Below are 19731 nucleotides of genomic sequence, written 5' to 3'. Positions count from 1 at the left end.
CCGCGCATGTGGCCCGGAAGACCTGCGCCGTAGTTGCGCAGCCATCGGGCTTTCGTCTTCGGTGTGGCACTCAGGCGAAGAGCTCGCCGAGCAACTCGGGATCGATGGAGATGGGGGCGGGACGGTAGGCGGGCGGCTGCGTGCCCAGCAGCTCGCGCACCAGGAAGTCCCAGCCGCGCGTGCGGACGTATTGCAGGCAGTCGATGAACAGGTGCTCGGCCCCGGGCACGATGAGCAGCTCGAAGTCCTTGCCGGCGGCGATGAGCCGGTCGGCCAGCCGCAGCGTGTGAGCCGGGTGGACCTGGTCGTCCATCTCGCCGTGGATGAGCAGCAGCTTGCCCGCCAACCGATCGGCGATGTCCACATTGGACGCGCGAGCCCATGCCTCCGGGTTGTCCGCGCCGTCGTAGGCCTCCGCGTAGCCCAGGGTGAAGTAGCGCGGGTCGTGCGAGCCGGCGAGGGCGACGCCGGCCTTGTAGACCCCGGGGAAGTCCAGCATCGCCCGCACGGTGGCGAACCCGCCTCCGGAGTGGCCGAACGCGCCCACCCGGTCCAGGTCCATCCACGGCCGGGTTTCCGCCAGCTGCCGCAGAGCCCCGACGTGGTCGGCCAGGCAGCCCGCGTCGGCCAAATGGCCGTAGGAGGCGTCGTGGAAGGCCTTGCTCCGCCCCGGGGCGCCCCGCCCGTCGACCGCGACCACCACGAAGCCCAGCGCCGCGATGGGTTCCGCGTCGGCGCCCATCCCGCCGGGGTCGAAGCACGGGTCGACCCGGGTGAGGTGCGGGCCTGGATAGACGCTGTCCACCACCGGGTAGCGCTGAGCGGGGTCGAACCCCCTCGGCCGGTACAGCACGCCGTAGATGTCCGTCACCCCGTCGGCCGCCTTGACGCGGAACCGTTCCGGCGGCGTCCAGCCGATGGCGGTGAGCTTGCCGATGTCGGCGCGCTCCAACTCGACCAGCACCCGACCGGTCCAGTCGCGGACGCTGGACACCGGCGGGGTGTCGACAGTGGACGCGGAGTCGATGAAGTACGCCATGGTGTCCGGCGCCGTGACGATGTGGTCCAGCCCGTCGTCGGTGACCTTGGCGAAGCCGGTGCCGTCCAGGTTGGCCCGGCACACCGTGCGCCGGTACGGGTCCTCGTCGACCAGCCCGGAGGCGGTGAAGTACACCACCCGCTCGGCCTCGTCGACGTGCAGGATCTGCCGCACCGCCCACTGCCCGGAGGTGACCTGCCCGAGCAGAGCGCCGGTGTGCAGGTCGTACCGGTACAGGTGACCCCAGCCGTCCCGCTGCGAGTACCACAGCACCTCGTCGGCCAGCACCCGCACGATCGGCTCCCCGGTCATCCACTGGTTCGGCTCCACGCGGGTGGCCCCGGTCTCGCTGAGCACGGTGGTGACCGCACCGGTGGCCGGGTCCAGCCGGTGCAGGGTGAGCGTGTGCAGGTCGCGGGGCTGGCCGAGGTAGTACACCGCCGAGCCGTCGCCCGCCCACCAAGCCCACTTGATCATGATCGGCGACAGCTGCGTCATGAGCAGCGGCTCGGCCTGCGCGCGGACCACGGTGCCCTCGGCGACGTCCAGCACGACCAGTTCGGCCCGCGGCACGTTCTCGTCCCCGGCGTAGGCGTACCGCTGGGTGCGCAGCACCGGGGCGCCGCCGTCGGCGGGCCTGGCCTCCACCAAGTGGGTCTGCCGGACGCCGCGCTCATCGGTCCGATGCGCCAGCACGCGCGTCGAGTCGGGCGACCAGGCCACGGCCGGCGGCAGGTGCGGCAGGCCGAACTTGCGCAGCAGGGTGGGGTTGCGCGTGCAGTCCGGGCCGGAACCGTACTGGTAGGCGGGCTCGCCGTCGGTGGTCAGCGCCCACTCGCGGCCATCGGAAAGGGAGCGCGCCCACAGGTCGTGCCCCCGCTGGGACACCGCGAACTTCTTGTCGGGTGACGGCACCTCCAGCGGGTTGCCCGGCGGCGCGCCCTCGGCCCGCTCGCAGGCGTAGCTGTCCAGGAGGCAGCGCCAATGCTCGCCGAACGCGTCGAACTCCACGGCGTTCCCGCTCGGCTCGATGGCCCGGAACGGCAACGCCTCGGGGTCGACCTGCTGCCCGGAGGCCGCGGCCAGCGCGGCGGCGAGCCGGGGGTGGTCGAAGGCCGGCTCGCGGGTGCCCGCCGCCGGGTCGACCAGCACGAACCGCTTGCCGACCCCGTTGCTCACCCCGTACCAGAAACGGTCTCCCCCGTCGATCCACTGCGGCCTGATCTTGTCGCCGACGACGAGCTCGCCAGGGCGGGCCATTCGGCGGAGGAGTTGCTCCGCGGCCTGGTAATCCCGGGTGGTGGTCATCTGTTCTGTCCTTTTCGGTGTCGATTTCGGGCATGGCGATGCCACGGCGGTGCCATCACGGCAGGGATGCAGGGGCGCGAGGGAGTCAGGCGCGGCGGACGATGATGTCGCCACCGTGGCTGCGGGCGCGCACCTTGACGGTTCGGTCGGACTGCTCGGATGCCGGCAGGTCGTTGCGAACCCGGCCGGCCGAGGTGTGCGCATCCAGGCGGACAGCGGTGCTCTGGGGAACGCCGACCTCCACCACGCCGGTGGGGGTGTACAGGTCGACCGCGCCGCTGCCGAGCTCGCCGACGCGGATGTCGCCGCAGGCGGTCTTGGCGTCGACCTCGGCACGCGCCACGTCGACGGTGATGGCGCCGTTGGCCGAGCTGACCCGCAGGTCGCCGGCGACCTCGCCGACCCAGATGTCACCGCCGACGTTCTTGACCACCGCGCCGCCGCCGACCTGGCGGAGCCGGATCTCCCCGTTCCCGCTGACGTCGGCCTGGCCGGTCACGCGGTCCACGCTGACCTTGCCGGCGGTGGTCCTCAACCGCGCGCCGGTGGCCTGCTCGACCTGGATGTCCCCGGTGGGGGTCTTCAGCTGGCACGAGCCGACCGCGCCCTCGACGAGGTACCCGCCATTCGCGGTGTCACCCCGCACGTCCGACCCGGTCGGCAGCTCGACCAGCACCTCCACCGTGCCGTACTTGGTGGTCCACAGGTGGCGCAGCTTCGGCTGCTTGACCACCAGCTTCCCGTTGGCGAACTCGATGTCGGTCTGATCGGCGGCCTTGACGTCGAGCTCCCACGACGGGTCGACCGGCCGAACCTCGACGACGGTGTCGGAACGATCGCCGGCGACGAACCGGATGTTCCCGAAGGTGATGTCAACGGTCGCGGAGATCGGGCTGGGGGTGTCGAAGGTCTGCATGGCGGTGCCCTCCCGAGGAGTCGTGGCTGTCATGGAAACCACGATCACCGGCAGACCTGACACCGATCGGTCACAGCCCTGACGCCACCCCTGACACGCCACCGCCACAGGCAAAACCCCAGCTCACCGCGGCAAGCCGACCTTGCTCCATCCGACGAGGTCGCCTTTTCCTTCCGGACACGGCAAACAAACCCACATCCGAGCCGAAGGCGTTGTGCGGCAAGGTCTATCACCGCTTCGACGCGGGCAGTCCGGAGGCCAGCTCGTCTCGTCGACCTCGGAGCCGTCGAATTCGCCGCCTACGTCGGTGCAAGGCTGAGGTGAGCCGACTGTGGAACACACGCAATGCCGTTTCGGTCAGCGTGGCCCGCACCGTGGCTGCCGCACTGGTATGCGGCAGCCACGGTGCCGAGGCCGGCCGGGGGGTGTCGTGGCGGTCAGGAACACTCAAGCCGCCTGTTCCCGGATCAGGCCGCGGTCAGCCGATGGGGGTTGAAGTGCAGGCGTTGCCGTTCTTGCCGCCATATTTGGTGAAGGAGCCGTTGGCGTTCTTCCCCCAGAAGGTCACGCAGAGCAGGGTGCCGCGCGGGAAGCTCGCGTTGACCTGGAAGGTGTGGTCCTGTTCCCGGCTGGTGGGACCGGTCACCTTGTAAGTGCCCGGTCCGAAGATCTCGAAGAATCCGATCTCTGCTGTCACATTCGTGTTCCGCCAAGCCACGATCTCTTTGACGCTGTTGCCGGTGCCGTAGGTGGTGTTGCACAGCGTTTGCCCCATGGCGCAGACGCCTTCCTTCGCAGTGACGCCGCTCGTGCTCGCCGCGGCCGGCGCGGCCAGCACCAACGCGGTGGCGGCGACAGCGACTCCGCCTTGCGCTGCCCGTCGGGTGAATCTCATGAGCATTCCCCTTCACATGCTGCCGGTGTCCGGCCATTCCGGACCCGCCATTCACACACGCCCGACGCGGCGACACCGTTGGCCACCAACACGCACACCACCCAACGGAGTGACACGACCTGCGCCACAGCCGACTGGCACACGCCGGTGAGGACGGCGCCACCGAGGCCGACCCGATGAACCTGTCCGGCCACGAAGACCGGCGCCCGCTGCAGCGCTACCTCAAGCGCAGCAAGTCAGCGATCAGCCAACTGGTCGGCCAGGGTTCGATGCAGACGTCGACGGTCGTCCCGAGGGCCGCGGCCACTAGCCGCGGGCAGAGATCGCGGGTGGGGGCCACTTCAAGATGCCGAACCGGATCCGATTCGGCTGGCCGCGGGCCTGACTACTGCTGATCAGCCGATATAGGGCTCAGCGCGCTGCTGCAAGCCGTGCTCGATGCGGAGCCGGTTGGCCTGGCCGATGTCGAGCGCGGCGATGTCGGCGGGGGCACTCCAATGGACCTCTTTGCTTTCGCTGCTGGTGCGGGGTGTTCCGCCGACGGGGCGGGCGCGGAAGCAGAGGGAGAACTCCTGGCGGACTTCTCCCGACAGCCGCCGCAGGTGCAGGGCCGAAGCGTGCGGGGCCTGGAAGCCGTAGACGTGCGGGTTGACGATCATGTCGTCGTCGTAGCGGTAGATCGAGTTGTACAGCGCGGTCCCGTGGCAACGGATCTCTATCCCGTCGACGCCGGACACCGGTTTGAAGAACGCGAGGGTACGGCGGATCTTCGCCGAGACGGTGCTCTTACCGATGTTCCCCTCGGTGCTGCGGCGGGCGATTGCCGCACTCGCCGGGTCGCCGAACAGCAGCCGGACGCGAGCACCGTCGTTGGCTTTCCAGGTCAGTTTCCGCAGGATGTTGCGGTCATCGGTGAGGAACATGCCGACGTAGACAAGGATCTCGACTTCGCTGGTTGCGCGGTCGAGCAGCTGGCTCCAGAGCTCACGGGGAACGGCGTGACGGTGTGGGTAGACCTTGATGATCTCTGAGCCGCTGAACTTCCGCGCTGCGTTCCGGCCCGATGGCGTAGGGCCAAAGGTAGGTCTCGGACTCTCGCACCATCGCAACCGATATACGTTTGTGCTACTTCAGCTCAGAATGCGCCGGCCCAGCGTTCTGCGAATCCGGCGGCCGTAGCGGCTGCTGATTCCAAAGATTCGCATTGTTCCAGCCGAGCTAGGTGCTCGCTGAATTCTGTGCGACTGTCGGCGACTCGTTCCGGACTCCAGGTGCCGGCACTGTGTGGGGCGTAGTAGACGGGGAACCCTATGCCCTCCTCTTCGGCGCTGACGAAGAAGGGGTCGGCGAACCCATTTGAACAGACCAGCCACCAGGACGGTTGCCAGTCTCCGGCCCCGGTTCCGGTCGACGGCCGCGTCGACGCCGTCCTCGAACTCATCCGCACAGACCCGTTGACGTCAAGCAACCGACCGATGGCGGTTGCCTACTTCGCCCACCAACGGCGAGTGAGCAGCGCGGCGATCGTCGCGCCTGCGGTGTTCATGAGCACGTCGTCCACGGAGCTGACCCGACCGAGGTGGAGCGCGTACTGCAGCAATTCGATCGTCGCCGACACTCCTGCCGAAGCAGCAGCCACCCGATGCAGCCGAGCCAAAGCGGCGAACCGGACAGGCACAAATGCGCCAAAAGCGGCGAGCACCAACAGGTTCCCTCCGACCTGAACGACCACGGTTGCCACGCGTGCGTCGAGCAGCGCAACCAGGTCCTGCAGCGGGACCAGCGCCACACCCCGCGCACCGGATGTTGGTGTGAGCACCATCCACAGCCAGGGCAGTGTTCCGGCGGTGGCGCCCACCTCGGATAAAGATCGACGTAACGCCGTGCCTGGCGCTGTTCCGCGCCACGCCCGCCACCGCGCCAGGGCGAAGACGGCTAGCGTCAACACCGGCAACGCAAGCATCGACGCAAAGACCACGTGCCCCCAGCTTTGCCAAACGACCATCACACCGGTAAGACGGTGACGCCCGCTTCGGGTTGCCCGTAAAGCGATCTTGTTATGTGGCGCCGTCACCAGGTTCGTTGGCGAGTTGCCTACGGGCTTCGGCAATGGTGACGGTCGTGTTTCGGCTCGGGACCGGGCCGAATGCAGCCGCAACGCGGAGGGCGTAGGCCTCAGGGCTGGCCGCCGCGCCAATGCGGCGCAGCGGCCGCAGGGTCATGACGCGGCTCGCCATGCGGACCACGGGCGCGACGGCGCCGTCCACAACTCGCGAGCGGTTGAAGCCGCCGAGACCACGCATGTAGAGCGGCAGCGTGGCGGCGGCGGCCCTTGCGAGCAGTACGAACACCGGCTTGAGCAGCCTCAATTCGGATGAGGTGGGTTTGAGCAGCCAGTCGATGATCTCGCGAGCATCCTCCGAAACGCACATTCGCGGTCGCATGGAAGCGAAGTACTCCCGCACCTCGGTTCGCGACCCCGGGACCTCGGCGGGGTGTCTACCACTTCGGCGGACCGGCCAGGGGCGGCGCCTGGCACACGCCCAGAGGCGGATCGCCAAGGGGGTGGCACGCCAGTTCGTGGCGATGCAGATCGGCACCGTCCGCCTGCAACGCGCCGAATAAACACCGCCGGTAGCGCCAGCGGCGGTACGAATCCTGGCCACGGCGGGACTGCTGCAACACCCATCCCGAACGCTTTGACGCTCCAACGGAGTTCCGATCGGCAGGACGCTACGCGTCGATCTGTGTCGGATCCTTGCCCGCGATCCGGATTGCGGTCAAGTCGCCGCCCTCCCTCCGATAGCACACATACAAGGTGTACTGGCCAGCTTCGGCAAGGTTGTCCTGTGCCCACGCAATTGCTTGGTGCACGTCGCACCCTGTGAGCTCATAGGAGTAGTTCCACCAGCCAACCCGTTCCGGAGGAACGTGGACATTGGGGAAGGGCTGCGACCACAGGTACACCCGAAAGACAGGATGATCATCCTCGCTCGTCACATCCCGCTCATCTACGGGCCTAATCTCCATGATCGCAGCCTCCCTGCGTTAGGGCGTGGTCACGGGCACCAGCGGGGTGTCCCCGTTGCCGATCGGCCCCTGAATCGGAGCGACGAAACCCGCTTCATATCCACCTGTGTACCAGCCGGAACCCAACACAGGCGGTTGCCCTTGCGCCGGCGTGTAATAAGTCGCCTCCCCGGGTACCGGAACCCGTTGGGTCTGGCTGGACACCGAACGCGGTTCAACTGGCCCGGGCGGGGGTGGCGGCCCGGCCGGATCTCCAGGCACGAACCCGAGGACGCCGTTGACGTGAACGTCCGGGGGCGCTCCTTGCCCATCGCATTTCACCCGAACTTTGAACAGCACACTCCCTGCCCGAGGCGGCGGAGAGTAGTGCGGGTATTCGAGACTGCTGCTGCATGCGACATCGGCCGTTCCGCTGGAGTCGCCGACGACGGACACCAAGTGGCCATCCGCATCGTAGGTTCGTAGCACGTACGTGGTGGTGTCCTGGTCTGCTGACGCGATCCCGCTGGATAGCAGCAGCCCGACTCCGGCGGCCAGCAGGGCACTACGAAACCTTGTGAACATGACACAGGACGTTAGCGATCTACGCTAGAAATTCACTAAACGCATCGCGGGCTACCGCCGAAGGACGCTTGAAGCGATCGACGCTCGGCAGTGGTCGCGGGAGTTGGTCGTGCTGAATCCGGAGGTGCTGTTGTTCCACCAGATCACGGTCCAGCCCTATGTCAGCACCGGCGCCTACGAGACCAGCACGGCCCACCGATCACCGTCCGGCCGCAGGTCGAAGACGCTGGCGTGGAGGCGCACGACGTGCGGAAGATCGCCGGTCGCGCGTCGCTGACCACAACTCAGTGGTACCTGCACACCAGCCACCAGTCGGTCCGTCCGCAGAACAACCAAAAGGCCGATTACCTGAGATTTCTCCTTGGTAACCGGCCCTGGTCATTAGGTGGAGCTGACGGGATTCGAACCCGTGACCCCTTGACTGCCAGTCAAGTGCGCTACCAGCTGCGCCACAGCCCCTTGTTCTATTTTCCCGAGGTGTTCGGTTCGTTTCCGCCCCGCTCATCTCGTGTGTCATAACAGTACAACAGGCTCCGGAGGGGTTTTCAGGGGGGTCCCCCCTGTTGGATCTACCCACGGGCTCGGTCGAGCTGCTACACCGTGGGGCGTGGCGACAGCACAACGCGTGCATCCTCCGCTGGTGGCTCCCGAGGCCGAGGGCGTGACCCCCGAGCAACGCCGTGAGCTGCAGGAACGACGGTTGCGGCAGTTGGTCGACCGCCTGTTGGCCGCCGGGGGCCTGCAGGCCGGGCGACTTCGGGAGAGCGGCGTCTCGGCCGGCTCCGACGTGCGGCTCGAAGACCTGCACCGGTTGCCGCTCGTCTCGAAGCAGGACTTCTGGGATCACTACCCGTTCGGGCTTCGCGCGGCGGCCGAGGACGACATCGTCTGCGTGCACGGCACGTCCGGCACGATGGGCCGGCCGACCCTGGTTCCCTACACCGCGCATGACATCGAGGTGTGGACGCAGGTCATGGCCCGGGCGCTGGGCGGCGCCGGCGTGACGCGGCGCAGCGTCGTGCACTGCGCCTACGGGTACGGCCTGTTCACCGGCGGGCTCGGCGTCCATCACGGGGCGACGCGGCTGGGCGCGACCGTGCTCCCGGTGTCCAGTGGCGCGACCGATCGGCAGCTGCGGTTGTTGCTCGATCTGCGTCCTGATGTGCTGTGCTGCACACCGTCGTACGCGACCTACCTCGGCGAGGCGCTCGCTTCGACCGGGATCACCGCCGATCAGCTGTCGCTGCGGGTGGGCTTGTTCGGGGCCGAGCCCTGGACCGAGGAGATGCGGCAGAGCATCGAGGGGCTCCTGGGGTTGCGGGCGCTCAACATCTACGGGCTGACCGAGGTGATCGGGCCGGGCGTCGCTTGCGAGTCGCTGGACTCCGGGGGCTTGCTGAACATCGCCGAGGACCACTTCTTCCCCGAGGTCGTCGGCCCGGACGACGAGCCGCTGCCCGACGGCGAAGTCGGCGAGCTGGTGTTCACGACGTTGACGAAGTCCGGCACCCCGCTGCTGCGCTACCGGACCGGCGATGTGGCGTCGCTGAGCGGGCCCGCCCCCGGTTCGCCGCGGACGCTGCGCCGGATGAGCCGGGTGCTGGGGCGCACCGACGACATGGTGGTCATCCGCGGTGTCAACGTGTTCCCGTCGGAGATCGAGGCCGTGCTGCTGGCCGATCGACGGGTGGCGCCGCACTACCTGATCGTCGAGGACCGCCGGGACCGGTCGCGCCCTGAGCTGCGGGTCGCGGTCGAGCCGCGGGATCCGAACGGCGACACCGAGCTCCTGGCGCGCGAGCTGGCGGCCGCGCTGCTCGGGCGGCTCGACATCTCGTGCATCGTCCGGGTGCTCGACCACGTGCCGCGGGTCGCCACCGGCAAGGCGCAGCGCCTGGTGCGGTGGGAGCACGGGGTCAGCCCGCTACCCGGCATCGAGTGAACGCAGGGTCCGCGCCGCCACCCGCAGGTCCGCGACGAACCCCTGGTACATCGCCTCCCTGTCGTCGGAGCGGAGGATCGCCGACGGGTGGATCGTGGCGAGCACGTGGGCGTCGCGGTGCGGGAGGTCCAGCACGATGCCGCGTTCCTTCGTGATGCGGAACGACGTGCCCAGCATCGCCTGCGCGGCGGTCGCCCCGAGGCAGATCACCAGCCGAGGCGCGACGACCCGCAGTTCGGCATCCAGCCACGGGCGGCACGCGTTGACCTCGGTCTGGGACGGCTTCCGGTGGATTCGCCGCTTCCCGCTGGTGCGCTCGAACTTGAAGTGCTTGGTGGTGTTGGTGACGTAGACGTCGTCGCGCCGGATGCCGGCCTCCGCCAGCGCGCGGTCCAGCATCCCGCCCGCAGGCCCGACGAACGGCACGCCCCGCCGGTCTTCCTGGTCGCCGGGTTGCTCGCCGATCACCACGACCTTCGCCGTCTCCGGGCCGGCACCGAAAACGGCCTGGGTCGCGTCGCGGTAGAGGCCGCAGCCCCGGCAGTCCTGAACCGCTTTCCTCAGGCCGGGCAACCGGGCCCTGGACGGGACGAACTCCTCGGCGCCGGGCACGGGATCAGACGGCGTGGCCGTGGGGTTTCGGCAGGCCGCGGGTGTTGGCTGCCTTGACGAACTCGGCGCGGGGGTCGTGCAGTTCGCCGAGTGCGACGACCTGGCGGCGGAACGGCAGTTCCAGCAGCCAGTCGCCGAGGATGCGCGCCTTGTGGGACGCGGTCGGCATCTTCGCGAGGTGGTAGGTGCGGTGCAGCAGCCACGCCGGGAGGCCCTTGAGCTTGATCCCGTGGACCTCGGCGGCGCCCTGGAACAGGCCGAGCCCGGCCACCGATCCCGCGTACTTGTGCTTGTAGTTGACGAGTGGTTCGCCGCGCAGCATCGCGAGGAGGTTGTCCGCCAGCACCTTGGCCTGGCGGACTGCGTGCTGCGCCGACGGGCTGCACAGGGTGTCCGGGTCGCTGCTGGTCAGGTCCGGCACCGCAGCGCAATCGCCGGCCGAGAACACGTTGTGGGTGCCGCGGACCTGGAGCTTGGCCGTGCATTCGAGGCGGCCCTTGGCGTCCCTCGGCAGGTCGCTGTCCTCCAGCATCGGGTGCGGCTTGACGCCCGCCGTCCACACCAGCGTGTCGGTGTCGAACTCGTCTCCGTCGGAGAGCACCGCATGTCCGTCCACGAAGGACTTCGCGGTGGTGTTCAGCTTCACCTCGATGCCGCGTTCCTCCAGCCGCTGCCTGGTGTACTCGCTCATCGGCGGGCTGACCTCGGGCATGATCCGGCCCATCGCCTCCACCAGCACCCAGCGCATGTCGCCCGCCGAGACCTGCGGGTAGCTGCGGATCGCGTAGCGGGCCATGCTCTCCAGCTCGGCCATCGCCTCGATGCCCGCGTAGCCGCCGCCGACGAACATGAACGTCAGCAGCCGCCGGCGGAGCCGCTCGTCGGTCGTGCTCGCGGCGATGTCCAATCTGGACAGCACGTGGTTGCGGAGGAAGATCGCCTCGCCGATGGTCTTGAACCCGACGCCCTGCTCGGCCAGGCCGGGGATGGGCAGCGCCCGCGAGATCGACCCCGGGACCACCACCAGCATGTCGTAGCCGAAGCGCTCGACGGTGCCGTCGCCGAGGGTCGCGGTCAGCTGCTGGGTGGCGTGGTCGATGGCGGACACCTGCGCGGTCAGCACCTCGCACCGGCGCAGCGCCTCCCGCAGCGGCACCACGACGTGCCGCGGTTCGAGCGATCCGGCCGCGGCCTCGGGCAGGAACGGCTGGTAGGTCATGTGCGGCTGGGTGTCGATCACCGTGACCTTGGCCTCGCCGGGTTTCATCTTCCGCTGCAGGCGCAGCGCGAGCGTCAGGCCGACGTGTCCGCCGCCGACGATCACGACACGTGGTTCAGGCATTTTGCGGCTCTCCTCTCGCACCGGATCGGGTGCGGCGGGGATCCACCTCGCGCTCCGGGTGCCGCCGCAGGTACTCCTGTTCGAGCTCGAAGGTGCGCGCCGTGTGCTCGCGCAACGCGTCCGGCGAGCCGTGCAGGAAGGTGTCGTTGCGGGTCGCGTGCAGGTGGCGGAGCTCCTGCAGCAGCAGTTCCTCGGCCAGCTCGAAGCCGGGGATTCCGGTTGTCGTGCTCATGTCGTCCTCCCGCATCGAAGGCAGGCACGGATCACGACGCCGCGGGATCGACGTCAGTGCCGGGATACCCATCGGTCCGCGGCCGGACACCTGCCCCATCGTTTCCCCAGCCTGCGGCGCGGCGGAGCGTTCGGCGACTCGAACCCGAGCGGGTGGCGTCGGCGTTTTCGCGCGAAACCGTCACCGGCCACGCCTGGCGCGCGCCGGTTTCGCGCGAAAACGCCGCGCAGCGCCGACCGACGACTACGCCGCGTCGGCGGCCGGGGCGGGGCGGGGCGCGGCGGACGGGCGGGTTTCGGGGGCGCCGATCCAGGCCACCAGGCCGAGGACCGCGGTGAAGCCGGTGACGGCGAACGCCGCCTGGTAGGACACCGTGTCGGCGAGGACGCCGGCGATCAGCGGGCCGAGGATCGCGCCGAAGTCGGCGGACATCTGGAACGCGGCCAGCACCGGCCCGCCCTTGCCCTTCGCGCCGACGATGTCGGCGACCGCCGCGTTCTGGGCCGGGTTGAGGATTCCGGCGCCCATGCCCGCGATCAGCGAGGCGGCGAGGAACCACGGGACGGAATCGGTGAAGCCCAGCGACGCGGTGGCCAGGCCGGAGACCAGGAGCCCGACGAGCACCAGCGGTTTGCGGCCGCGCTTGTCGGCCATCCGGCCCGACAGCAGCAGCACCGCGGCGTTTCCGACGGCGAACACGGAAAGCGCGACGCCGGCCATCGACTGGGTGGAGCGCAGCGCCTCGACCACGAACAGCGGCACGAGCGCGATGCGGACGCCGTAAACGGCCCAGCCGTTGCTGAAGTTCGACAGCATTGCCGCCCGGTAGGCACGCTGGCTCAGCGCCTGGCGGACCGTCATCGACGGTGCTCCGTTGTCGGGCTGCGGCGCGGCGAGCGTCGACTTCCGCAGCAGCAGCCAGCCGATGAACGCCGCGATGAACAACGCGATCCCGTAGGTGATGAACGGCAGGCGCAGCGAGTAGCCGACCATGACGCCGCCGATGATCGGCCCGGAGACGTTGCCCAGCAGGAAGCTCGTCGCCCACACGCCGGAAGCGCGGCCGCGCAGGTGCGGCGGGGCGAGGCGGACCAGCAGCGCCACGGCCGACACCGTGAACATCGTCGAGCCGGTGCCGCCGAGCGCGCGGAAGATCAGCAGCTGCCAGTAGGAACCTGCGAACGCGCAGGCGGCGGTGCTGATGCCGACGATGGTGATGCCCCACACGTAGATCGAGCGCTCGCCGAAGAACGACACCAGGCGGCCGCTGACCGGCGCGAAGGCCAGCCGCATCAGGGCGAACGCGCTGATCACGAAGGAGGCGGCTGTGACGCCGACGTCGAAGCTGGTGGCGAACGTCGGCAGCGCGGGCGCGACGATGCCCATGCCGACGGCGACGATGAAGCTGCCGACGACGAGGATCCAGATCTCGCGAGGTAAGGAACTGATGCCGGTGTCGCCGCTGTCGACGGGTTCGGTCGTCTCGTCCGCCGTGACCGGGCTGCTCGACACCGTTCCTCCCAAGTGTTTAGGCAAACTAAGGGAAGCAGCGCACTGCGGCGCGGTCAATCGAGTTACCGCGCCGCAGCCACTGTTTCGTCAGTGTTAACGCCTGCCCCGCACCGCTATTCCGGGCGAGCGGCGCACATCACAGGAGTTCGTCGATCCGGCGCGCGTAGGCGGTCACGCCGTAGACGACCTCGAAACCGCAGGCCTCCGCGAACCGCTCGGCCGTGCCGCCTTCTTCGGTATGCGCCGCGACCAGCAGCGATCCCCGCTCGCGGAGCTCGTCGACGACGTCGGCGACCAGCTCCCGGCCCACGCCGCGGCGCCGGCGACCGGGCCGCACGATCACCTGCTCGACCAGGCCGATGCCACGCTCGATGAAACCCTGCGCGAACCCGGCGATGCGGTCGGCGCCGGGGTCGTCGACGACGCGCAGCACGCAGCGCGGGTCGTCGATCCGGTGCCCGAGGTTGCGCAGCAGCCGGCGCTCGCCCGCGTCCGAGAGCTCGGCGTCGTCGGCGATCAGGTCCACGATCGCGAGCAGGTCGCGATCTTCGGCCGGGCGCGCTTCTCCCCTGGCGTACTGGCGAACCCGGTGCAGCATCGCCACGAGTTCTTCCACCGCACGCCACCCGGCGTCGTCGGCGATGCCCTCGATCTCCGCGACGGTCGTCGGCGAGGCGTAGACGACGGCCTCGTCGCGGCCCGCCTCGGCGAAGACCTGCTCCAGTTCCAGCAGGGTTCCGGCGACCTCGGCGAGCGTTCCCCACAGCGCGCACGCGTGGTTCGCGGTCGGCAGCGGGTTGTCCTGGTTGAGCACCACGGTCGCGGCGCCGACCTGGGTGCGCAGGCCGTACCGCACGACGGCCGAGGCCAGCCTCGCGGTCTCGACGAGCCCGGCGAGATCGCGGGCCTGGCGCGGGTCGAGCAGGGCTTCGTCGTCAGGGTCGTGCAACGGATCCACGCATTCATTGTCCCCGCCCCAATCGACGCAGCGCGCAGGAGAGTGGTTCGAATGTGGTTTGCGTGGCGGTGCGGGTAGCGGAACCTCAGGAGCCGTCTCACTCCGGGATCCCCCGACTCATGTATGTCCAATACGCCACGCTGGGGCTGTCCTCGCGAGACGACACCTGAGAACCCGCGGCGGCGCAAGCTGAGTCCCACACCGCAAGCGGCTACCGCCGCTTAGGACAGACTCTCGTCGGAAGATTGAGGCAGGATGGAGTGCTGTGAGCACGCCCACCGAACTCGCCGACGAGCTGCTGTCCGTCATGTTCGACGCCGACCCGGTCAGCGCGACGCTTTACGGGATCCGGGACCGCGACGACCGGCTGCCGAGCATTTCCGCGGAAGCCGAGCTGGCGCTGCGAACGCGCGCCGAGGACATCCGCGTCCGCGCGATGGCCGTCGACACCTCGCACGCCGACCTGGAGCAACGGCTGACGATCGCGGTGGTCGTGCAGCAGGCTCAGGCGCTGGTCGACGAGTTCGACGCCCGCCCCGCCGAGTACACCGTGATCGGGAACCTGTTCGCGCCGGTCGCGGGCCTGCTGTTCCACCTGGGCCAGGTGCCGGTGGCCGACGCCGGGCAGGGCGAGGACTTCCTGCAGCGGTTGCGGCGGATCCCCGAGTTCACCGCATCCGCAGCGCAACGGCTCCGCGACGGGATCGCCGCCGGACGCGTCCCGGTGCGGCCGCTCGTGGACAACGCGATCGAGCACCTCGACGGCTACCTCGCCACGCCCGAAGCCGATCCGCTGCTGACCCCGGAGCTGCCCGAACCGGCCCTCGAAGCCGAGCGCAAGCGCCTGCTCACCGACGCGGTGCACCCGGCGCTGCGGCAGTACCGGAACGTGCTCGCCGAGGAGATCGCCCCGCACGCCCGCCCCGCCGACGAGCCCGGGCTGTGCTGGATCAACGGCGGCCGCGAGACCTACCGGCGGCTGGTGCACGCCCAGACCACCACCGATCGCACGCCGCAGGAGCTCCACGAGACCGGACGGGCCCACCTCGCGTCGTTGCGCGGCGAGGTCAGCGAGCTCGGCGCGAGGATCTGGGGCGAAGCCGAATTCGACGCGGTGTTGCGCCGCCTGCAATCCGATCCGGAGCTGTACTGGCGCGACGGCGAGGAGATGCTGGCCGCGGCGCGCGAGGCGATCAGCCGGGCCGAAGCCGTTGCGCCGCAGTGGTTCGGGCTGCTGGCGAGCCAGCCGTGCGAGGTGCGGCCGGTGCCGGGCACCGCGTCGGACAGCACGCCGATCGGCTTCTACATCTCGCCCGCGCTCGACGGGTCGCGGCCGGGCGTGTACTTCGCGAACACCCAGGGGGCCGAGCAGCGGCCCCGCTTCGCCGCGGAGGTGATCGCCTTCCACGAGGTCGTGCCCGGCCACCACCTGCAGCTCGGCCTGGCCCAGGAACGCACCGATCTCCCGCTGCTGCGCAGGCTGGTCGGCATCACCGCCTACAGCGAGGGCTGGGGCCTCTACACCGAGCGGCTGGCCGACGAGATGGGGCTGTACTCCGGCGACCTGGCGCGGCTGGGCATGGTCGTGCAGGACCTGCTGCGGGCCGCCCGGCTGGTGGTCGACACCGGGCTGCACGAGTTCGGCTGGAGCCGGCAGCAGGCGCTCGACTTCATGCTCTCGCACACCACGTTGTCCCCGCTGGAAGCGGCGTCCGAGGTCGACCGCTACATCAGCATTCCCGGCCAGGCGCTGTCGTACCTGGTGGGGCGGTTGGAGATCGAGCGGATCCGAGGCGCGGCCCGCGACCGGCTCGGCAACGCCTTCGACATCCGCCGCTTCCACGACGCGATCCTGCGGCACGGCGCGCTTCCGCTGTCCACGCTGGACGTTCTGGTCCGCGAGGAGCTCGCCTGACGGCTCCTGCGACATCCAGGTGATCCCGCCCGAGGGCGCCCGAAAACGACACGCAACGCATTAATGTCGATACCGAGCGTGCTCTTACCGTGGTCGACCCTCGGCGGCTCCGGCCGCCGACCGGGGGCGGGTTTCCCATCGGATGCCGGAGGCGTCATGAGCGACGATCTCGATTTCCGCGCTCGTGCCGGCCGTCCGGCGGTGGGTGCCCCGCGAGATTTGGAGGCGCCGTGACCGGGACCTTCCACCACCGCCAGGAGAGACTGCGCCGCGAGGCCGAGGCGGAACTGCGCGACAGGCTCCTGCCGACCTGGCAGAACCGGGTGCTGCAGCGGTTCGCCGTGGAGCGCGACAACGGCTGGTACCCGCTGCTCAACCAGTTCGCGCCGCACACCCCGGCCAATCGCCCCGATGCCGTGCTGGTCGGACCGGCCGGGGTGCTGGTGATCCTGCTGCGCGAAGCCGAACCCGGCTGGGAGGACTCGCGGGCGGCGTTCCTGTGGATCGCGGAACTGCTGGCCGGGGCGTCGATCGGGCCGGGCGTGCTGACCGAGTCCGCGGCCCGGACGGTGGTCGTGCATCCCGTCGACCACCAGGGCCGCCGCGGGCACACCGGCGAGCACCTCGCGATCACCGAGGCCGAGCTGGACCGGATCATGGGGCGCGGCGACGAGGTGCTCACGGCCGCGGATGCGCTGGCGATCGCCCGGCACCTGGACAGCCGCACCTTCGACCTGACGCCGATCATGTGGAACTCGAAGCGGATCCCGCAGCAGCGCGGGCCGGGCCAAACGGGCTCCGCGGGCCTGTTCGACGTGCGGGACCTGCGTCGCGAACGCGTCGAGCACGCCCTGGACCGGCCGTTCCGGGACTGGCGGATCTTCCTGGACGACGCCCAGCACGGCGCGGTGCGCAGGCACTATTCCGGTCCGGCTCGGATCACCGGCCCGGCCGGCACCGGCAAGTCCGTGCTGGCCCTGCACCGGTTGGCCTACCTGGCGCGGCGGAGCACCGGGCCGCTGCTGTTCACCACGCACTTGAGCAACCTGCCGAAGATCGCCGAGGCGCAGTTCCGGTCGCTGGCCCCGCACCTCGCGTCGCGCATCGAGTTCACCCACCTGCACGCCTGGGCGCGGGATTTCCTGGAGGAACGCGGCCGCGCCGCCGACGTCGACGAACCGCAGGTGGAGCAGGCCCTGGAAGCGGTGTGGCAGCGCACCGAGCTGTCCACTCCGCTGCGGAACTTCCGGGCCGCGCGCGGCTACTGGAAGGACGAGATCGACCGGGTGATCAAGGGCCGCGGCATCCGGTCGTTGGAGGCCTACCGGGCGGTGCCGCGCAAGGGCCGTGGCGCGAACCTGCCCGCCGAATTCCGGGCCCACGTCTGGCAGTTCTACTGCGAGTACGAGCGCGCGCTGGGCGAGCGGGGCGTGTCCGACCACAACGACGTGCTGATGCGGGCGCTGGCAGAGCTCGAACGCAGCCCGCTGCCCCGGCAGTACACCGCGGTGGTCGTCGACGAGGTACAGGACCTGACCCTGATCGGGCTGCGGCTGGTGCACGCGATCAGCGGCGACGGGCCGAACCAGCTGCTGCTCGTCGGCGACGGCCAGCAGCAGGTGTACGCCGGCGGCTGGCGGCTGTCCGAGGCCGGGATCTCGTTGCAGGGGCGCGGCGAGATCCTGCGGCGCAACTACCGCAACCGCACCGCGATCGTCGCGCAGGCCGGGGAGCTCGACGCGGTCAACCGGTTCGACGACCTCGACGGCGGCCCGACCGTCCCGCTTCGCTCGGCGTTGCCGGTGCTGCGCGGCGGGCGGGTCGTCGAGTGGCAGGGCGACGATCAGGACGAGGCGCTGGTGTCCGCGCTCCGGCGGCTCGACGACGACACCGCCGCGGCCGTGCTCACCCGCACCAACGGCGCCGCCGAGCACTGGGAGCGAGTGCTGCGCGCGGCCGGTTTCGCAGTCCGGCCGCTGGACCGCTGGGACGGCCGGGAGTCCGCGCCGATCCACGTCGGCACCGTGCACCGCGCCAAGGGCACCGAGTTCCGCAGCGTGTTCCTGCCCGACGAGCGGTTGCTGTCCGGCGGCTACCGGGAAGAGCGCGAGGCGCTGCACCGGCAACGCCTGGTGGCCCTGACGAGAGCCCGCGACTTCCTGTGGATCGGCACCGTCGTCGCGTCGTGAGCGCGGTTCTTACCACTCACGAGCCGCAAAAATCCGGTACTTACCGGCTTCAGCGCTCACGATCGGCTTGCGCCAGGTGCACGATCGCCGCGGCGGCCGACGACGGCAGGGCACCCCAGCGCTCGGCGACGTGCACGGTGAAGGCCTCGCGGAGCTCGTCGCCCAGGGCTTTGCCCTCCTCGGTCAGGCTCAGCCGGCTGATCCGGCGGTCGCTGCGATCCGCCACGCGCGTCAGCAGGCTGCGCCGCTCCAACCGGTCGACCATGCCGGTGATGTTGGTCTTGTCGCAGCCGAGCAGGGCAGCGAGTTCACCGAAGGAAGGCGTGCGGTCCTTGAGCAGGCACAGCAGCTCCACCTGTTGCGGTGTCAGCCCGAAGCGGCGAGCGATGGCCGCGTAGAGCCCGCGCAGTTCGCGATGCAGGGCCATCAGGGCGCGCGAGAAGTCCGGGTCCATCCGCGCAGGCTATCCCGAATGTTGACAACCTCGACAAATTTAGTTAATGATCTCGACTAACGATTACCTCTACCGATGGGGAGAACGTGGACGGGGTAGCACTGGTCACCGGGAGCTCGCGCGGCATCGGCCGGGCCATCGCCGAACGGCTCGGCGCCGACGGCATGAGCGTGGTCGTCAACTACCGGTCCGACCGGGCCGCCGCCGACGAGGTCGTCGCCAAGATCGAAGCCGCCGGCGGGCGGGCGACGGCGGCCCAGGCCGACGTCACCGACCCGGCCCAGCTGCGCGCCCTCTTCGACGCCGCGGAACAGCGCTTCGGCAGCCTCGACGTCCTGGTGAACAACGTCGGCACCGCCCGCTTCTCGCCCATCGCCGAGGCATCCGACGACGACTTCGACGTGCTGTTCGGCACCAACGCCCGCGCCACCTTCATAGCCCTGCGGGAGGCGGCGAACCGGCTGCGCGACGGCGGCCGGATCGTGGTGATCTCCAGTGGCGTCACCGCGATGAACCGGCCTGGCACCGGCCTCTACGGCGCCGCCAAGGCCGCCGGCGACCAGCTGGTCCGGGTGCTGGCAAAGGAACTGGGGCCGCGCCGGATCACCGTGAACAGCGTGTGCCCCGGCGCGACCCGAACGGATGCGCTGGCCGCGATCCAGCCCGAGTCGGTCATCGAGAGGATGGCGGCGGAAACGCCGCTGGGCCGCATCGCCGAGCCCGGCGACATCGCCGACATCGCGGCGTTCCTGGCCTCCGACGACAGCCGCTGGGTCACGGGCCAGGTGATCCACGCGGGCGGCGGCACCTTCTGAGCCGTCCA

General features: G+C 69.8%; 18 protein-coding genes and 1 tRNA gene. 5 read left to right on the top strand and 14 right to left on the bottom strand.

The genetic code is table 11. From position 1 onward, the window contains the following. Positions 1-70: 70 nt before the first annotated feature. The 7 genes from E1288_RS06805 to E1288_RS06775 all read right to left on the bottom strand — a co-directional run bounded on the left by E1288_RS06805 (position 71) and on the right by E1288_RS06775 (position 7158). A complete protein-coding gene (locus tag E1288_RS06805) occupies positions 71-2347 on the bottom strand; it encodes a S9 family peptidase (RefSeq protein ID WP_132482344.1) in 2277 nt (758 codons plus the stop codon). A gap of 85 nt (positions 2348-2432) precedes the next feature. Further along, positions 2433-3296, bottom strand: a complete 864-nt coding sequence (locus E1288_RS06800; protein ID WP_235883386.1) for a DUF4097 family beta strand repeat-containing protein — start codon at positions 3294-3296, stop codon at positions 2433-2435. A 445-nt stretch (positions 3297-3741) separates the two neighbouring features. Further along, complete coding sequence (locus E1288_RS06795; RefSeq protein WP_165968015.1) at positions 3742-4164, bottom strand: hypothetical protein; 423 nt, start codon at positions 4162-4164, stop codon at positions 3742-3744. A gap of 389 nt (positions 4165-4553) precedes the next feature. Next, entirely contained in the window at positions 4554-5267 is a 714-nt protein-coding gene (locus E1288_RS48640; RefSeq protein ID WP_132482340.1) for a DUF5919 domain-containing protein, read from the bottom strand. A gap of 377 nt (positions 5268-5644) precedes the next feature. Further along, positions 5645-6016: a VanZ family protein gene (locus E1288_RS06785; RefSeq protein ID WP_235883385.1), complete on the bottom strand. Its 372-nt coding sequence runs from the start codon at positions 6014-6016 to the stop codon at positions 5645-5647. 199 nt (positions 6017-6215) lie between these two features. Next, positions 6216-6590 carry a hypothetical protein gene (locus E1288_RS46780; protein ID WP_165968014.1) on the bottom strand — a complete coding sequence of 125 codons (375 nt, stop codon included), beginning with the start codon at positions 6588-6590 and terminating at the stop codon, positions 6216-6218. Positions 6591-6891: 301 nt separating this feature from the next. After that, positions 6892-7158 (bottom strand): hypothetical protein, encoded by a 267-nt coding sequence (locus E1288_RS06775; RefSeq protein ID WP_132482336.1) that lies wholly within the window; start codon positions 7156-7158, stop codon positions 6892-6894. Positions 7159-7861: 703 nt separating this feature from the next. Between E1288_RS06775 and E1288_RS46775 the strand changes: the two genes are divergently transcribed. Next, the gene (locus tag E1288_RS46775) at positions 7862-8029 is read left to right on the top strand and encodes a hypothetical protein (protein WP_165968013.1); all 168 of its coding nucleotides are present in this window, start codon (positions 7862-7864) and stop codon (positions 8027-8029) included. A 109-nt stretch (positions 8030-8138) separates the two neighbouring features. On the opposite strand, the gene E1288_RS06770 is transcribed toward E1288_RS46775, so the two are convergent. After that, positions 8139-8211, bottom strand: a tRNA-Ala gene (locus E1288_RS06770). Between the two features lie 181 nt (positions 8212-8392). Here E1288_RS06770 and E1288_RS06765 point away from each other — a divergent pair. Then, complete coding sequence (locus E1288_RS06765; protein WP_235883384.1) at positions 8393-9694, top strand: phenylacetate--CoA ligase family protein; 1302 nt, start codon at positions 8393-8395, stop codon at positions 9692-9694. Here E1288_RS06765 and E1288_RS06760 read toward each other — a convergent pair. From E1288_RS06760 to E1288_RS06740, 5 genes are all read right to left on the bottom strand, one after another. Then, on the bottom strand, positions 9677-10306 hold the full coding sequence (locus E1288_RS06760) for a UdgX family uracil-DNA binding protein (RefSeq protein WP_132482334.1): 630 nt from the start codon (positions 10304-10306) through the stop codon (positions 9677-9679). The genes E1288_RS06765 and E1288_RS06760 overlap by 18 nt on opposite strands. Positions 10307-10310: 4 nt before the next feature. Beyond that, positions 10311-11648 (bottom strand): NAD(P)/FAD-dependent oxidoreductase, encoded by a 1338-nt coding sequence (locus E1288_RS06755; protein WP_132482332.1) that lies wholly within the window; start codon positions 11646-11648, stop codon positions 10311-10313. Further along, on the bottom strand, positions 11641-11880 hold the full coding sequence (locus tag E1288_RS06750; RefSeq protein ID WP_132482330.1) for a DUF6158 family protein: 240 nt from the start codon (positions 11878-11880) through the stop codon (positions 11641-11643). The genes E1288_RS06755 and E1288_RS06750 overlap by 8 nt, the downstream gene beginning before the upstream one ends. Before the next feature lie 243 nt (positions 11881-12123). Continuing rightward, positions 12124-13392: an MFS transporter gene (locus E1288_RS06745; protein ID WP_207954222.1), complete on the bottom strand. Its 1269-nt coding sequence runs from the start codon at positions 13390-13392 to the stop codon at positions 12124-12126. Between the two features lie 136 nt (positions 13393-13528). Then, a complete protein-coding gene (locus tag E1288_RS06740; RefSeq protein ID WP_132482328.1) occupies positions 13529-14350 on the bottom strand; it encodes a GNAT family N-acetyltransferase in 822 nt (273 codons plus the stop codon). 265 nt (positions 14351-14615) lie between these two features. Between E1288_RS06740 and E1288_RS06735 the strand changes: the two genes are divergently transcribed. Both E1288_RS06735 and E1288_RS06730 read left to right on the top strand, forming a co-directional pair. Then, entirely contained in the window at positions 14616-16265 is a 1650-nt protein-coding gene (locus tag E1288_RS06735) for a DUF885 domain-containing protein (RefSeq protein WP_132482326.1), read from the top strand. Positions 16266-16495: 230 nt separating this feature from the next. Then, on the top strand, positions 16496-18454 hold the full coding sequence (locus E1288_RS06730) for a UvrD-helicase domain-containing protein (protein WP_132482324.1): 1959 nt from the start codon (positions 16496-16498) through the stop codon (positions 18452-18454). A 49-nt stretch (positions 18455-18503) separates the two neighbouring features. On the opposite strand, the gene E1288_RS06725 is transcribed toward E1288_RS06730, so the two are convergent. Next, a complete protein-coding gene (locus E1288_RS06725) occupies positions 18504-18908 on the bottom strand; it encodes a MarR family winged helix-turn-helix transcriptional regulator (protein WP_132482322.1) in 405 nt (134 codons plus the stop codon). Between the two features lie 86 nt (positions 18909-18994). On the opposite strand from E1288_RS06725, the gene E1288_RS06720 reads away from it, so the two are divergent. Beyond that, positions 18995-19723, top strand: coding sequence for an SDR family oxidoreductase (locus E1288_RS06720; protein WP_165968012.1), 729 nt, complete (start codon positions 18995-18997; stop codon positions 19721-19723). The last annotated feature ends 8 nt before the right edge of the window (positions 19724-19731 follow it).

The organism is Saccharopolyspora elongata (assembly GCF_004348985.1).
Taxonomy (GTDB): Bacteria; Actinomycetota; Actinomycetes; order Mycobacteriales; family Pseudonocardiaceae; genus Saccharopolyspora; species Saccharopolyspora elongata.
This window is presented reverse-complemented; position numbering and strand designations above follow the sequence as displayed.